The 14,969-nt window shown below is 72.0% G+C and carries 14 protein-coding genes; 8 read left to right on the top strand and 6 right to left on the bottom strand.

Annotated elements, in window-relative coordinates; genetic code table 11:
• Nucleotides 1-98: 98 nt before the first annotated feature.
• A complete protein-coding gene (locus ABD236_RS01325) occupies nucleotides 99-1,130 on the bottom strand; it encodes a family 2 encapsulin nanocompartment cargo protein polyprenyl transferase (protein ID WP_344068802.1) in 1,032 nt (343 codons plus the stop codon).
• Nucleotides 1,131-1,285: 155 nt separating this feature from the next.
• Nucleotides 1,286-2,683 carry a family 2B encapsulin nanocompartment shell protein gene (locus ABD236_RS01320; protein WP_344068799.1) on the bottom strand — a complete coding sequence of 466 codons (1,398 nt, stop codon included), beginning with the start codon at nucleotides 2,681-2,683 and terminating at the stop codon, nucleotides 1,286-1,288.
• A 526-nt stretch (nucleotides 2,684-3,209) separates the two neighbouring features.
• Between ABD236_RS01320 and ABD236_RS01315 the strand changes: the two genes are divergently transcribed.
• Both ABD236_RS01315 and ABD236_RS01310 read left to right on the top strand, forming a co-directional pair.
• Nucleotides 3,210-3,800, top strand: coding sequence for a peptidoglycan recognition protein family protein (locus ABD236_RS01315; RefSeq protein WP_344068796.1), 591 nt, complete (start codon nucleotides 3,210-3,212; stop codon nucleotides 3,798-3,800).
• Nucleotides 3,801-3,822: 22 nt separating this feature from the next.
• A complete protein-coding gene (locus tag ABD236_RS01310) occupies nucleotides 3,823-4,731 on the top strand; it encodes a 1-aminocyclopropane-1-carboxylate deaminase/D-cysteine desulfhydrase (RefSeq protein ID WP_344068793.1) in 909 nt (302 codons plus the stop codon).
• 34 nt (nucleotides 4,732-4,765) lie between these two features.
• Here ABD236_RS01310 and ABD236_RS01305 read toward each other — a convergent pair whose 3' ends face one another.
• Entirely contained in the window at nucleotides 4,766-6,364 is a 1,599-nt protein-coding gene (locus ABD236_RS01305) for a Na+/H+ antiporter (RefSeq protein ID WP_344068791.1), read from the bottom strand.
• Nucleotides 6,365-6,404: 40 nt separating this feature from the next.
• Between ABD236_RS01305 and ABD236_RS01300 the strand changes: the two genes are divergently transcribed.
• The 3 genes from ABD236_RS01300 to ABD236_RS01290 all read left to right on the top strand — a co-directional run bounded on the left by ABD236_RS01300 (nucleotide 6,405) and on the right by ABD236_RS01290 (nucleotide 8,344).
• Nucleotides 6,405-6,665, top strand: coding sequence for a UBP-type zinc finger domain-containing protein (locus ABD236_RS01300; RefSeq protein ID WP_344068788.1), 261 nt, complete (start codon nucleotides 6,405-6,407; stop codon nucleotides 6,663-6,665).
• A 303-nt stretch (nucleotides 6,666-6,968) separates the two neighbouring features.
• The gene (locus ABD236_RS01295) at nucleotides 6,969-7,382 is read left to right on the top strand and encodes an ATP-binding protein (RefSeq protein ID WP_067163834.1); all 414 of its coding nucleotides are present in this window, start codon (nucleotides 6,969-6,971) and stop codon (nucleotides 7,380-7,382) included.
• A gap of 53 nt (nucleotides 7,383-7,435) precedes the next feature.
• On the top strand, nucleotides 7,436-8,344 hold the full coding sequence (locus ABD236_RS01290; protein WP_344068781.1) for an RNA polymerase sigma factor SigF: 909 nt from the start codon (nucleotides 7,436-7,438) through the stop codon (nucleotides 8,342-8,344).
• A 98-nt stretch (nucleotides 8,345-8,442) separates the two neighbouring features.
• On the opposite strand, the gene ABD236_RS01285 is transcribed toward ABD236_RS01290, so the two are convergent.
• Nucleotides 8,443-8,898 (bottom strand): hypothetical protein, encoded by a 456-nt coding sequence (locus ABD236_RS01285; RefSeq protein WP_344068778.1) that lies wholly within the window; start codon nucleotides 8,896-8,898, stop codon nucleotides 8,443-8,445.
• Between the two features lie 116 nt (nucleotides 8,899-9,014).
• Here ABD236_RS01285 and ABD236_RS01280 point away from each other — a divergent pair, with 116 nt between their 5' ends.
• Nucleotides 9,015-9,983 (top strand): diacylglycerol/lipid kinase family protein, encoded by a 969-nt coding sequence (locus ABD236_RS01280; protein WP_344068775.1) that lies wholly within the window; start codon nucleotides 9,015-9,017, stop codon nucleotides 9,981-9,983.
• A gap of 314 nt (nucleotides 9,984-10,297) precedes the next feature.
• Entirely contained in the window at nucleotides 10,298-10,555 is a 258-nt protein-coding gene (locus ABD236_RS01275; RefSeq protein ID WP_004937597.1) for a WhiB family transcriptional regulator, read from the top strand.
• A gap of 147 nt (nucleotides 10,556-10,702) precedes the next feature.
• Here the strand turns inward: ABD236_RS01275 and ABD236_RS01270 are convergent, their stop codons facing one another.
• Both ABD236_RS01270 and ABD236_RS01265 read right to left on the bottom strand, forming a co-directional pair.
• On the bottom strand, nucleotides 10,703-12,169 hold the full coding sequence (locus ABD236_RS01270) for a sensor histidine kinase (protein ID WP_344068934.1): 1,467 nt from the start codon (nucleotides 12,167-12,169) through the stop codon (nucleotides 10,703-10,705).
• A 589-nt stretch (nucleotides 12,170-12,758) separates the two neighbouring features.
• On the bottom strand, nucleotides 12,759-13,829 hold the full coding sequence (locus ABD236_RS01265) for an SIS domain-containing protein (protein WP_344068772.1): 1,071 nt from the start codon (nucleotides 13,827-13,829) through the stop codon (nucleotides 12,759-12,761).
• Between the two features lie 167 nt (nucleotides 13,830-13,996).
• On the opposite strand from ABD236_RS01265, the gene nagB reads away from it, so the two are divergent.
• Nucleotides 13,997-14,782 (top strand): glucosamine-6-phosphate deaminase, encoded by a 786-nt coding sequence (gene nagB, locus ABD236_RS01260; protein WP_344068769.1) that lies wholly within the window; start codon nucleotides 13,997-13,999, stop codon nucleotides 14,780-14,782.
• The last annotated feature ends 187 nt before the right edge of the window (nucleotides 14,783-14,969 follow it).

Here is a 14,969-nt window from a genome sequence, read left to right as displayed (position 1 = left end):
GAGTTGGCTCTCCCCGAGTCAGGGCGCGAGGGGTCCCGGAGGCAGCCCCGGGGCCCCTCGGCCCGCCCCCCGACGCTCCGGCCCCCCTCGGGCCGTCCTCAGCTGGAGCGCCGGGTCACGAACTCCGCCAGGGCCAGCAGGTCGCCCGCCGCCGCGAGGTCCGGGACCGCCCGGGACAGCTCGCCCACCGCCCGCGCCATCCGGTCGGCCGCGTGGATCTGCGCCCAGTCGCGGCCCCCCGCCCGGTCCACCGCCCCCGCCGCCCGCCGCACCGCGGCCGCCCCCATCGGGCCCCGGTACAGCTCGGCGAGTTCGGCCGCCGCCGGGGTGCCCGACGTCAGGGCGGCCACCACCGGCAGCGACTTCTTGTGCGAGGCGAGATCGGCCCCGGCGGGCTTGCCGGTGCGGCCGGGGTCGCCCCAGATGCCGATCAGATCGTCGATGAGCTGGAAGGCGAGGCCGGCCTCGCGGCCGAACGCGTCGAGCGCGCCCACCTCCTCGGGCCCGGCCCCCGCGTACAGCGCGCCCAGCGAGCAGGCGCAGCCGAGCAGCGCCCCGGTCTTGGCCATCGCCATGTCCAGGCACTCCTCCAGGGAGACCTCCTGGGGGCCGCGCTGCTCGAAGGCGCAGTCGGCCTGCTGTCCGGCGCAGAGCTCGATCACACAGGAGGCGAGCCGGGCGGAGGCGGCCGGGGCCGCCGGGTGGCCGTCCTCGGCGAGCAGCCGCAGCGCCAGCGCGAGCAGCGCGTCCCCGACGATGATCGCGTCCGGGGTGCCGAACACGGTCCAGGCGGTGGGCCGGTGGCGCCGGGTGGCGTCCTCGTCGATCACGTCGTCGTGGAGCAGGGTGAAGTTGTGGACGAGCTCGACGGCGGCCGCCGCCCGCAGCGCGTGCTCGGGGTCGCCGCCCAGCGCCGCGGTGGCGGCGAGGACGAGCGCGGGCCGGATCGCCTTGCCCGCCTGTCCGGCGGCCGGGGTGCCGTCCGCGTGCTCCCACCCGAAGTGGTACATCGCGACCCGCCGTATCGAGCCGGGCAGCGCCTCCACGGTGGCCCGCAGCCGCGGGTTCACCGCCACCCGGGCCCGCTCCAGCAGGTCCGCGGCCTCGCGCCCCTCGACGGCTTCCCCCATGACCAACTCGACATTCCTCTCGCCGTGTCCGCTCCGCGCAGTTCCCGGTGCCGTGGCCGCCGCGCGCTCTCACGCGCCGTCTGGGGTGGGGTTCTTCCGGACGGGCGGCCGGGGGACCTCCCCGACCACCGGCCACCCGCCCGGGGCCTGAAGGGTCAGCGCCAGCGGCTGACTTCCACGTTCTCCAGGACGCCGAGGGCGTCCGGGACGAGGATCGCGGCGGAGTAGTAGGCGGTGACCAGGTAGGAGATGATCGCCTGCTCGTCGATGCCCATGAACCGGACCGACAGACTCGGCTCGATCTCGTCGGGGATGCCGCTCTGCCGCAGCCCGATCACACCCTGCTCGTCCTCACCCGTACGCATACAGATGATCGACGTCGTACGGGCGTCGCTGACCGGGATCTTGTTGCAGGGGAAGATCGGCACTCCGCGCCAGGTCGGGATGCGGTTGCCGTCGACGTCGATGCTCTCGGGGACCAGGCCGCGCTTGTTGCACTCGCGGCCGAAGGCGGCGATGGCGCGCGGGTGGGCGAGGAAGAGCTTGCTGCCACGGCGGCGGGAGAGGAGTTCGTCCATGTCGTCGGGGCTGGGCACGCCGTCGTGGGGCTGGAGGCGCTGGCCGTAGTCGCAGTTGGCGAGCAACCCGAACTCGCGGTTGTTGACGAGCTCGTCCTCCTGGCGCTCGCGCAGCGCCTCCACGGTGAGCCGCAACTGCTGCTCGGTCTGGTTCATCGGGTGGTTGTAGAGGTCCGAGACCCGGCTGTGGACCTTCAACACCGTCTGCGCGACGGAGAGTTCGTACTGACGCGGCGCACTCTCGTAGTCCACATACGTGTGCGGGATCACCGACTCGCCGACATGGCCGGCCGACAGGTCGATGGCCGCCTCGCCGTACTTGTTCGTACGCTGCTCCGGAAGCGCGGCATAGGCGGAGAGATGGTCGCCCAGCGATGTGGCGCGCTCGGCGAGGTTGAGGACGTCCGCGCGGCTCAGCGCGAGGACCGTGCAGGCGGTGACGGCGCGCGCGGTGGCGTCCCAGGTCGCGTCGTCGGAGACGAGGGCCTGCTCGCCCAGGTGGGCGCCGTCGGCGAGGACACCGAGGACCGCCTCGTCGCCGTAGGGGCCGGTGCCGACCTGCTCGACGCGGCCGTGGGCCAGCAGATAGACGGTGTCCACCGGGTCGCCCCGGGTGGCCAGCACTTCTCCGGCGGCGAACTCGCGCTGGTCGCAGCGGTTGGCCAGCTCCTCCAGCGCCGTCTCGTCCTCGAAGCCGCGCAGCGGGGGCAGCTCCCCCAGCTCGGCGGGGATGACCGCGACCCGGTCGCCGGTCTGCACGAAGGTGATCTTCCCGTCACCCACCGAGTAGCTCAGTCGCCGGTTGACCCGGTACGTACCGCCCTGCACCTGCACCCACGGCAGCATCCGCAGCAGCCACCGGGAGGTGATCTCCTGCATCTGGGGGACGGACTTGGTGGTGGTCGCCAGATTCCGCGCGGCGGCGGTGCCAAGACTCTGCTGCGCGCGGTTTTCGGGCCCTGCCTCGACTGACATGTGTTTCCCTCTCGATCTTCCGATCATGAGCTGACCTGCGCGAGAAGCCTTCCAGTACGGACCGTGCCCACGCCATTACACAAATGAGTGGGACTAGAACCCGCTACGGCGGGGCATGTTGCGCATTCCCTCGGGGAGACCCTCACCGTTCCGGACACGCATCGGCACGGCCTGTGCCGGTTGCCCACGGCGCCCTCATGCGGCCGACGAGCTTCACGGACCTGGCGCTTCGTGTCCTGGCGCGTCCGGCCGCCGCCGACGAGAGCGGCCGGAAGACCTCCCCGTCCACGGCGCACGAGGTGGCCGAGACCTTGCGGGTGCCCTGTACGCACACCGCTGCCCTGTACGCACACCATGAGATGAGATTTCCAGTAAAGACCCCTTCATGCGTTCTGTCCGGATCGGCTCGCACGCCGCCCGAACAGATCGCCCCAATACGGAACTTCCGGTAGAAGCGGTACGGCACATCCGCCACAACCGCACCAGGCGCCCCAGAGCGGGGCGCCGTTCTCCGAAGGAGTCGGCCATGGCCCCACCCATGTCCGCTGACCAGTTGCTCTCCGTACTGCGCACCGAGGGCCTCCGGGTCGTCGAGGTCGACGGCTGGCGCACCCACAACCGGGCCGGACACGGCGCCTGGGGGCCGCTCAACGGGGTGATGGTCCACCACACCGTCACCCAGGGTTCCCAGTCCACCGTTCGCATCTGCTACGACGGCTACGAGAGCCTGCCCGGCCCGCTCTGCCACGGCGTGATCACCAAGGACGGCACCGTCCACCTGGTGGGCAACGGCCGCGCCAACCACGCCGACGCGGGCGACGGCGACGTGCTGCGCGCGGTGATCGCCGAGAAACGGCTGCCGCCGTGTGTGAAGGCGGACACCGACGGCAACGCCCGCTTCTACGGGTTCGAGTGCGAGAACCTCGGCGACGGCGAGGACCCCTGGCCACCGGCCCAGCTCCTGGCGATCGAGAAGGCCGCGGCGGCGATCTGCCGGCACTACGGCTGGAGCGAGCGCTCGGTGATCGGCCACCGGGAGTGGCAGCCCGGCAAGGTCGACCCGAGGGGCTTCGGCATGGTCTGGCTGCGGGAGCGGGTCCAGGAGCGCCTGAAGTGAGGGCGCCGGTCACAATGGACAGGTGACCGAAGAAGCGCTCGACCCGACCACCGCCTTGCGGCCGCGCATCCCTTCACCCCTGCAACCGGTCGAGGACGAGCGCTTCACCCGCCACGGCGTCCGCCTCCTGCTGAAGCGCGACGATCTGATCCACCCGGCGCTGCCCGGCAACAAGTGGCGCAAGCTCGTGCTGAACCTGCGCGAGGCGGCCGGGCGGCCGGTGCTGACCTTCGGCGGCGCCTACTCCAACCATCTGCGCGCCACGGCCGCCGCGGGCCGCCTCCTCGGCTTCCCCACCATCGGCGTGGTCCGCGGCGACGAGCTCGCCGACCGGCCGCTGAACCCCTCGCTCGCCCGGTGCGCGGCGGACGGCATGCGGCTGTGCTTCGTGGACCGCACGACCTATCGCCGCAAGGCCGAGCCGGAGGTGCTGGCCGCGCTGCGCGAGCGCTTCGGCCCGTCCGCGTACGTCGTCCCGGAGGGCGGCAGCAACTCCCTTGCCGTACGCGGCTGTACGGAGCTGGGGCGCGAGCTGCACGGCCTCGCCGACGTCGTGGCGGTCGCCTGCGGGACCGGCGGCACCCTCGCCGGGCTCGCCGCCGGACTCGCCCCGGACCAGCGCGCGCTCGGCTTCCCGGTGCTGCGCGGCGGCTTCCTCGCGCGCGAGATACGGCGGTCGCAGCACGAGGCGTTCGGCGCGCCCGGGGACAACTGGTCCCTGGACGAGCGCTTCCACGGCGGCGGCTATGCCCGTACCACCCCCGAACTCGACGCGTTCGCCGACGACTTCGAGTCCCGCCACGGCCTGCCCGTGGAGCGCGTCTACGTCGCCAAGATGCTGTACGGGCTGCTGACCCTGACCGAGGAGGGCGCGTTCCCCGCGGGGACGTCGGTCGCGGCCGTGATCACCGGGCAGCCGCTGCGGCCGTAGGTTCCTCTGCGGGCCGGCGGCCCCGGACCCTCGCTCAGGACTCGCTCTCGCGGTACGCCGCCGCCTCCTCCAGGTCGAGCCGGCGCAGCAGCGTCCGCAGCATCTCGTCGTCGATCCGGCGCGCGTCCCGCAGCCGGACGAACACCTCGCGCTCGGCGCCGATCATCTCCCGCGACAGCCTGCGGTAGGTGGCGTCGGCGGACTCGCCGGTCACCGCGTTCACCCCGCCCAGACGCTCCCAAGGGGAGTTGCGGCGCCGCTCCAGGACCGTGCGCAGCCGGTCCGCCAGCGGCGGCGGCAGCGCGTTGGCCTCGTCCGCCAGGAGCTCCTCCAGACGCCGCTCGGCGGCCAGCGAGGCCTCGCTCTGGGCCTGCGCCTCGGCCAGCGTCTCGGCCCGCGCGTCGCGCCCGGGCAGCTTCAGCGCCCGGATCAGCGGCGGCAGGGTGAGCCCCTGCACCACCAGCGTGGCGATGACCGTGGTGAAGGTCAGGAAGAGCACCAGGTTGCGGGCCGGGAAGGGGCTCCCGTCGTGCATGGTCAGCGGGATCGAGAAGGCGATGGCGAGCGAGACGACCCCGCGCATCCCGGCCCAGCCCACGATCACCGGCGCGGTCCAGGTGGTGTCCGGCTCGCGGGTGCGGATCCGCTCCGAGAGCGCCCTGGGCAGATAGGTCGCCGGGAAGACCCAGACGAACCGCATCGCGACGACCGCGGCGAACACCCCGGTCGCGTACAGCGCCGCCTCCGCCACCCGGTACTCGCCGAGTCCCTTCAGGACCACCGGGAGCTGGAGCCCGATCAGGGCGAACACCGACGACTCCAGGACGAAGGCGACCATCTTCCAGACCGCCGCCTCCTGGAGCCGGGTCGCGAAGTCCACCTGCCAGGAGCGGTGGCCCAGGTAGAGCGCGACGACCACCACCGCGAGCACCCCGGACGCCCCGACCTGCTCGGCCGCCGCGTACGCCACGAACGGGATGAGCAGCGACAGGGTGTTCTGGAGCAGCGCCTCGGTCAGATGGGTGCGCAGCCAGTGGATCGGCACCATCAGGACGAGCCCGATCCCGATCCCGCCGAGCGAGGCGAGGGCGAACTCGCCGATCCCGCCCGCCCAGGTCGCCCCCTCCCCCACCGCGGCCGCGAGCGCCACTTTGTACGCGGTGATGGCGGTCGCGTCGTTCACCAGCGACTCGCCCTGGAGGATGGTGGTGATCCGGCTCGGCAGGCCGAGGCGCCGGGCGATCGCGGTGGCCGCGACCGCGTCCGGCGGCGCCACCACCGCGCCGAGCACCAGCGCGGCGGTGAGCGGCAGATCGGGCACCACCAGATAGGCGAGCCAGCCGACGGCCACGGTCGCGAAGAGCACATAGCCGACCGAGAGCAGCGCCACCGGCCGCAGATTGGCCCGCAGATCGAGGTACGAGCTGTCGACGGCGGCCGTGTACAGCAGCGGCGGGAGCAGCAGGGGCAGCACGGTGTGCGGGTCGAGCGTGTAGTCCGGCACGCCCGGCACATAGGCGGCGGCGAGCCCCGCCGCGACCAGCAGCAGCGGGGCCGGCACCGGGGTGCGGCGGGCGGCTCCGGCCACCACCGCGCTCCCCGCGACCAGTGCCACCAGCGGCAACGCGTCCATCCCAGCCACCTCACAACCCGACCGTCGTAACCTGGCAATCATGAGCGAGTGCCCGCATGTTGCCGAACTGCCGCGCCCCGAGCCCGCCCCGCGCACGCACACCTGCCCGCGGTGCGAGGCGGCCGGGACCCATCACGTACAGCTACGGCTCTGTCTGGTCTGCGGCCATGTGGGCTGCTGCGACTCCTCGCCGATGCGGCACGCGACCGCCCACCACCTGGAGACCGGCCACGCGGTGATGCGCACCCTGGAGGAGGGCGAGGACTGGCGCTGGTGTTTTGTGGACAACGCACTGGTGTGACGCGGGAGGTCAGGAGGATCCGGACGGTTCGCGGGCCCCGGGCCTGGGTACGTCAACCCGGCGTCGGTTCACAGCAATTGGGCACCGCACACCTCTAGCCACTGTCCGTGCTCATATGCTTACCATGAGTGACACCTGCCGGGAGGGGTCCCGGCGACACGGCACCATGGATCGCGATAGCGTCGCCCCCCGAGCACCACGATCGCGTGGACGACGCACGATCACCGCATTTCGTACCGCATGGCCCCGGAGGCGTCCCCTCCGCCGGGGCCCGAGAGAGCTTGTGCCACCTTGGAGGTGAGGGTGTCCCAGATCGCAGGCGAGCCCGGGAACCAGGACTTCGTGGAAGTCCGGCTGCCGGCCGCGGGTGCCTACCTGTCGGTGCTGCGTACGGCCACGGCCGGTCTCGCGGCACGTTTGGACTTCACCCTCGACGAGATCGAGGATCTGCGTATCGCGGTCGACGAGGCCTGCGCGATCCTGCTCCAGCAGGCCGTTCCCGGCTCCGTACTGAGCTGTGTCTTCCGTCTCGTCGACGACTCCCTGGAGGTCACGGTCTCGGCCCCGACCACGGACGGCCGGGCGCCCGAGCGCGACACCTTCGCCTGGACGGTGCTCTCCGCGCTCGCCGGCAAGGTCGACTCCTCGGTCGCCGACGACCGCACGGTCTCCATCAGCCTGTACAAACAGCGCGGCGCGGGACCCGGACCGGCGTGAGCGGGGACGGTCCGGTGCGGGACGACAGGCGCATCCCCGAATCGCATCCGGAGATGCCGCGCTCCGTCGGTATCCCGGAGCAGCAGGCCCGGCCGCACCCGGTGGACGGACTTGACGGCCTTCAGGCCGTGGCGGAGCAGACGCGGCAGGCAGAGCGGGCGGCCCACATGAGCGAGCACATCGAGCACACGCAGCACCAGCACGATCCGCAGGACCGCAGCGGGGCGCGGGCGATGTTCATCGAGCTGCGCAAACTCCCGGACGGCTCGCCGGAGAAGGCCGAGCTGCGCAACAAGCTGGTCCGGATGCACCTCCCGCTGGTGGAGCATCTGGCCCGGCGCTTCCGCAACCGCGGCGAGCCGCTGGACGACCTGACCCAGGTCGCCACCATCGGCCTGATCAAGTCGGTCGACCGGTTCGACCCGGAGCGCGGGGTCGAGTTCTCGACGTACGCGACCCCGACGGTGGTCGGCGAGATCAAGCGGCACTTCCGCGACAAGGGGTGGGCGGTCCGGGTGCCGCGCCGCCTCCAGGAGCTGCGCCTGGCCCTCACCACGGCCACCGCCGAGCTCTCCCAGCAGCACGGCCGCTCGCCCACGGTGCACGAGCTGGCGGAGCGCCTGGGCATCTCCGAGGAGGAGGTCCTGGAGGGGCTGGAGTCGGCCAACGCCTACTCGACGCTCTCCCTGGACGTCCCGGACACCGACGACGAGTCGCCGGCGGTCGCGGACACCCTGGGCGCGGAGGACGAGGCGCTGGAGGGCGTCGAGTACCGGGAGTCGCTCAAACCGCTCCTGGAGGACCTGCCGCCGCGCGAGAAGCGGATCCTGCTGCTGCGCTTCTTCGGGAACATGACCCAGTCGCAGATCGCGCAGGAGGTCGGCATCTCGCAGATGCACGTCTCCCGGCTGCTGGCCAGGACCCTGGCGCAGCTGCGGGAGAAGCTGCTGGTGGAGGAGTAGGGCACTCCCCTCCGAGGGCACTCCCGCCCGAGGGCGCTCCCGTCCGCCCCGGCGCGCGCGTCCGGCCGCGAGCCGCTGACGCCACGCGCCCCGGCGGACTACGGCGTCCGCGTGCCGCCCGCGCCCCGCACCCCGAGCGCCTCCGCCGTCGCCGGGTTGACCAGCATCACCAGGCCGGTCACCGCGAGCGCCGCCATCGCGATCCCCACCGGGATCGCCGGCCCGTTCGACGTCAGGAACATCCAGGCGACCGGCAGTGCCAGGATCTGGGTGATCAGCGCGGGCCCGCGGCTCCAGCGGCGGCGCAGCAGCAGCCCGCGCGCCGCCACCAACGGGATGATCCCGAGGACGATCAGCGTCACACCGCCGGTCTCGGCCTGGCGCGGCTGGTCCGGCTTGCCCATCAGGCCCATCACCAGCATGAAGATGCCGCCGGCGACCAGGGCCAGGCCCTCGACCGCGGCGATCGCGGCGGCGGCGGTCAGCCGGCCGGGGCGCGGCCCCTCGGGGGCGGTGGCGCCGGTCTCGCTGTCAGGGTGCTGCTCAGTACTCACCCCAGCAGGGTAGCCCTCGCCGCAGGCCCGTCCCCCGGGCCCCGGGAGGCGCGGGACGGCCGGGAGGCAGGGGGCTGGACTGTGCCCGGTACCGCCCGGTAGGTACTCTGGCGACCATGCGTGCACTTCTCGTGGTCAACCCGGCGGCTACCACCACCAGTGCCCGCACCCGTGATGTCCTCATCCACGCGCTGGCCAGCGAGATGAAGCTGGAGGCCGTGACGACGGAGTACCGGGGGCACGCCCGCGACCTCGGGCGGCGGGCGGCGGAGAGCAGCGACATCGACCTGGTCGTGGCGCTCGGCGGCGACGGCACGGTCAACGAGGTCGTCAACGGACTGCTGCACAACGGCCCCGACCCGGAGAACCTGCCGAGCTTCGCGGTGGTCCCCGGCGGCTCCACCAATGTCTTCGCGCGCGCGGTGGGCCTGCCCAACGAGCCCGTCGAGGCGACCGGGATACTCCTGGACGCGATGCGCGAGGGCCGTGGCCGCACGGTGAGCCTGGGCCTCGCGGCCGGCACGCCGGGCACCGAGGACGAGGGCGTCCCGGACCGCTGGTTCACCTTCTGCGCCGGGCTCGGCTTCGACGCCGGGGTCGTCGGCCGCGTCGAACAGCAGCGCGAGCGCGGCAGACGCTCCACCCACAGCCTCTACCTCCGCCAGGTGGCCCGCCAGTTCTTCGCGGAGCGACACCGCCGGCACGGGACGATCACCCTGGAGCGGCCCGGCCAGGACCCGGTCGAGGACCTGGTGATGTCGATAGTCTGCAACACCTCCCCGTGGACCTACCTGGGCAATCGCCCGGTGTACGCGACCCCGGAGGCGTCGTTCGAGACCGCGCTCGACGTGCTCTCGCTCTCCAGACTCTCGACCTCGTCGGCGGCCCGCTACGCCACCCAGCTGCTGACCTCGACCCCCGAGAAGGGTCCACACGGCAAGCACGCGCTTTCACTCCATGACCTCACGGACTTCACCTTGCATTCCAAGGCCCCGCTGCCCTTCCAGATGGACGGCGACCACCTGGGTCTGCGGACGAGCGTGACGTTCACAGGCGTACGCCGTGCACTGCGTGTGATTGTGTGAGTGGAAGGGCCGAAAGTCCTTTAACTCGAACGTTTGGGCTGGGCCCCACCCCATAGAAGTACGACTGTGACCCAGTCGACACCGAGGAATCAAAAAAAACTTCTCGGAAGGGGTTGTATCCGCCGCCGAGGTTTGCGAATCTCTACATGGCGATCGGGACGGCCCGCAACACCGGCCTCCCTGAGAGCCAGAACCCCTCCTAAATTCGGACCACAACCAGTCCAACTGGAAGTCGGCCCTTCCCTTGCGGGGGGATTCGTGAAAGCGTTCACATTCACAAGCAACCGCACGTAATACCAAGAGAGGTAGCAGCCATGGACTGGCGTCACAACGCCGTTTGTCGTGAGGAAGACCCCGAGCTGTTCTTCCCCATCGGCAACACCGGTCCTGCGCTGCTGCAGATCGAGGAAGCCAAGGCCGTCTGCCGCCGCTGCCCCGTCATGGAGCAGTGCCTGCAGTGGGCGCTCGAGTCCGGCCAGGACTCCGGCGTCTGGGGTGGCCTCAGCGAGGACGAGCGCCGCGCGATGAAGCGCCGTGCCGCTCGCAACCGGGCGCGCAACGCGACCGCCTGATTCCCCCCTCTGCCTAGGCCCGCGCGGCGCGTACAGAGAGTACGCACTCACCGCCCCCCGAGCCGCAGCGCGCAGCAGTAACCCACAGCATTCGAGCCCCGGACCGTTCGCGGTCCGGGGCTCGCTGCTGTTCGCGGGCCGTCCGCGCTACTTGTCGGCCCGCACCGGTACGTCGAGCACCACCTGGGTGCCCCGCTCCGGCGCCGCCACCATGTCGAAGGAGCCGCCGAGCTCGCCCTCGACCAGGGTGCGGACGATCTGGAGGCCGAGGTTCCCGGCCTTCTGCGGGTCGAAGCCCTCCGGCAGCCCCCGGCCGTCGTCGCGCACGGTGATCAGCAGCCGGGCGTCCTCGCGGGTCCCGCCGCGCACCGCCGAGACGTCGACCGTGCCCTGCTCCCCCTGGGCGAAGGCGTGCTCCAGGGCGTTCTGGAGGATCTCGGTCAGCACCATCGCGAGCGGCGTGGCGACCTCCGCGTCCAGGATGCCGAACCGTCCCGTACGGCGGCAGCCGACCTTGCCCGGGGAGATCTCCGCCACCATCGCCAGCACCCGGTCGGCGATCTCGTCGAACTCGACGCGCTCGTCCAGGTTCTGGGAGAGCGTCTCGTGCACGATCGCGATCGAGCCGACCCGGCGGACCGCCTCGTTCAGCGCCTCGCGCCCCTGCTCGGAGTCGATCCGGCGGGCCTGGAGGCGCAGCAGGGCCGCGACCGTCTGGAGGTTGTTCTTCACCCGGTGGTGGATCTCCCGAATGGTGGCGTCCTTGGTGATCAACTCGCGCTCGCGGCGGCGCAGTTCGGTCACGTCCCGCAGCAGCACCAGCGAACCGATCCGGGTGCCCTTGGGCTTGAGCGGGATGGCGCGCAGCTGGATGACCCCGCCGCTGCCCTCGACCTCCGTCTCGCGCGGCGCGTAGCCGCTGGCCAGCTTGGCGATGGCCTCGTCCACCGGGCCGCGCGAGGGCGCGAGTTGGGCGGTGAGCTCGCCGAGGTGCTGGCCGACCAGGTCGGAGGCGAGGCCGAGCCGGTGGTACGCGGAGAGGGCGTTCGGCGAGGCGTACTGGACGATGCCGTCCGCGTCCAGCCGGATCAGCCCGTCGCCGGCGCGCGGCGAGGCGTCCATGTCGACCTGCTGCCCGGGGAAGGGGAAGGACCCGGCGGCGATCATCTGGGCCAGGTCGGAGGCGGACTGGAGGTAGGTGAGCTCAAGCCGCGAGGGTGTACGGACGGTGAGCAGATTGGTGTTGCGCGCGATGACGCCGAGGACGCGGCCCTCTCTGCGTACGGGGATGGACTCGACCCGCACCGGGACCTCCTCGCGCCACTCCGGGTCGCCCTCGCGCACGATCCGGCCCTCGTCGAGCGCGGCGTCGAGCAGCGGACGGCGGCCGCGCGGGACGAGGTGGCCGACCATGTCGTCCTGGTAGGAGGTGGGCCCGGTGTTGGGCCGCATCTGCGCGACGGAGACGTACCGGGTGCCGTCCAGGGTGGGCACCCACAGCACGAGGTCGGCGAAGGAGAGGTCGGAGAGCAGCTGCCACTCCGAGACCAGCAGATGGAGCCACTCCAGGTCGGATTCACTGAGAGCGGTGTGCTGACGTACGAGGTCGTTCATGGAGGGCACGTCAGCGAGGGTACCCGCGCGGGCTACGGCGCCGGGGCGGGACCCTCGGCCCGTCCGGCACCGCAGCCCGGAACTGCCGGCCGACGGGTGTGCGGTGCCCCTCGGCCTTACGGGAGGTGCTCGGCGCTGTCAGGGCAGAGAGCGCCGCGTACCTCTGTCCGGCCTCCTGTGCGGGGAGGCCGGAGGCCTGCTCGGGCCATTGTGGACTAGACCATTCCTCGCTGTCCATCCGTTTGACGGCCCTGCTCCAGGCGGGTACGAGCCTGCCATGCGCGGGGCGCCACGCCTAGGGCCTGTCCGATGGGTCCGGTCGGCACGCGGGGGTCTGGCACGCCCTCCCCCAAGGCCTTAAGGGCCAGGGGGGACCCCCGGCGGCGTTGTCGTCGGTTGCCGACTCCCCCAAGCTCTCGGCTCCGCTCGAGCAGGGAGGGGCCCCCACGCGTCGACGCCCTCCTCCGCCTTGCAGCTGCACGCACCAAACCCCCGCTCACCAGCACCGAAAAGACCCCCGGGACCGAAGCCGACCGGACCCATCGGACAGGCCCTAGCCTCGTCCACCCTTCGGCCCCCGGGCCCGGGGTCAGCGGGTCTCGGTCACCTTCGCCAGGGCGCGCGGGGCGTCGGGGTCCTGGCCCCGGGCGATGGTCACCTCGTACGCGAGGAGTTGCAGCGGCAGGATCTCCAGGACCGGCTGGAGCTCCTCGGGAACGCCCTCGACCGGCAGCACGAACCCCGCCGAGGCCGCGTCCACCTGCGGCTTGGGGCCGACGACGAAGAGGTCGGCGCCCCGGCCGCGCAGCCGGTCGAGCACCGGCTGGAGCGCCTGGCCGCCGCGGCCGTCGGTGACCACCGCGATCACCGGCGAGATGTTGTCGACCATGGCGAGCGGGCCGTGCAGCAGATCGGCGCCGGAGTAGGAGAGGGCGGGGATGTAGCTGGTCTCCATCAGCTTCAGGGCGGCTTCCTTGGCCGTGGGGTAGCCGTAGCCCCGCGAGGTGATGACCATGCGCTCGGCGAACCGGTAGCGGGCGGCCAGCGCGCGCACCTCGTCCTGGCGCGCCAGGATCCGGTCCGCGAGCTCGGGCAGCGCCCCGGCCGCCGAGACGTCGCCGTCGCGCAGCCCCTCGACGAAGAGGTAGAGCGCCAGCAGCGAGGCGGTGTACGTCTTGGTCGCGGGCAGCGCCTTCTCCGGCCCGGCCAGGATGTCGATGTGGTGCTCGGAGACGGCCGCGAGCGGTGAGTCGGCGTTGTTGGTGACGGCCAGCGTGATCGCGCCCGCCGACCGGGCGGCCCGGGTGGAGTCGACGAGGTCGGGCGAGCCGCCGGACTGGCTGACGGTGATGACGAGGACGTCACGGAGGTCGGGCCGGGCGCCGTACGCCGTGGTGGTGGACATCGAGGTGAGCCCGCACGGCATCCCCAGCCGGATCTCCAGCAGGTACTTGGCGTACAGGGCCGCGTTGTCGGAGGTGCCACGGGCGGTCAGCAGGACGAAGCGGGGCCGCCGGGCGGCGATCGCGGCGGCCACCTCGCGGATGCGGGGCGCGCCGCGGTCGAGGAGGCGGCGCAGTACGGCGGGCTGCTCGGCCATCTCGCCGTGCATGATCCGGCCGGGCTGCTCGCGGTGGGCCGGCGAGGTCGGGGACGACATACGGAATGCCTCCAGAGGGCGGTCTCTGTACGCGTTGCCGAAACCCCTCCAGTCGACCATGGCAGAAGGCGGGACCGCCAGCGGGACGGGCCCCTGCTCTGTTAGATTGGTCTATACCACCCTTGTCGGTGTCCAGGTTCCCTACGTCTCCAGATCGGCAGGCCCACGTGGAAGTTGTCATCGTCCCGGACGCCAAGGCGGGCGGCGAGCTCATCGCGGAGTCCATCGCGGCACTGTGGCGCCGCAAGCCCGACGCCCTGCTCGGCGTGGCCACCGGCTCCACCCCGCTGCCCATCTACGACGCGCTGACGGCGAAGGTCGCGGCGGGTGCGGTGGATGTCTCGCGGGCGCGGGTGTGCCAGCTCGACGAGTACGTCGGGCTGCCGAGCGGGCACCCCGAGTCCTATCGCGCGACCGTGATCCGCCAGGTCGTGGAGCCGCTCGGGCTCGGGCCCGACTCGTTCATCGGGCCGGACGGCTCGGCGGCGGACGTCCAGGCGGCGTGCGACGCGTACGACCGGGCGCTGGTGGCGGCCGGGGGCGTGGACCTCCAGATCCTGGGGATCGGCACGGACGGGCACATCGGCTTCAACGAGCCGTGCTCCTCGCTGGCGTCGCGGACCCGGATCAAGACGCTCACGGAGCAGACGCGGGTGGACAACGCGCGCTTCTTCGAGGACGACATCGAGCAGGTGCCGCACCATGTGATCACCCAGGGGATCGGGACGATCCTGGAGGCCCGGCATCTGGTGCTGCTGGCCACGGGTGAGGGGAAGGCGGAGGCGGTGGCCCAGACCGTGGAGGGGCCGGTCGCGTCCGTGGTGCCCGCGTCGACGCTTCAGCTGCATCCGCATGCGACGGTGGTGGTGGATGAGGCGGCTGCGTCGAAGCTCAAGCTGGCGGAGTACTTTCGGCACACGTACGCGAACAAGCCGGCGTGGCAGGGGCTGTAGCTGCCCCGGGTAGTCGCCCCCACCCCGCCCCTTCCCTAAACCCTCCGGGGGTGAGTGGGGAGGGGCGGAGTAGTTTTCCCGGGGCTGCGCCCCCGGGCCCCGCTCTCGTCTGCGGACCGGTGGCCGCTTCTCGCGCAGTTCCCCGCGCCCCTAACTACCTAGGGGCGCGGGGAACTGCGCGATCAGC

This window comes from Streptomyces crystallinus, from assembly GCF_039521265.1.
GTDB classification, from domain to species: domain Bacteria; phylum Actinomycetota; class Actinomycetes; order Streptomycetales; family Streptomycetaceae; genus Streptomyces; species Streptomyces crystallinus.
This window is presented reverse-complemented; position numbering and strand designations above follow the sequence as displayed.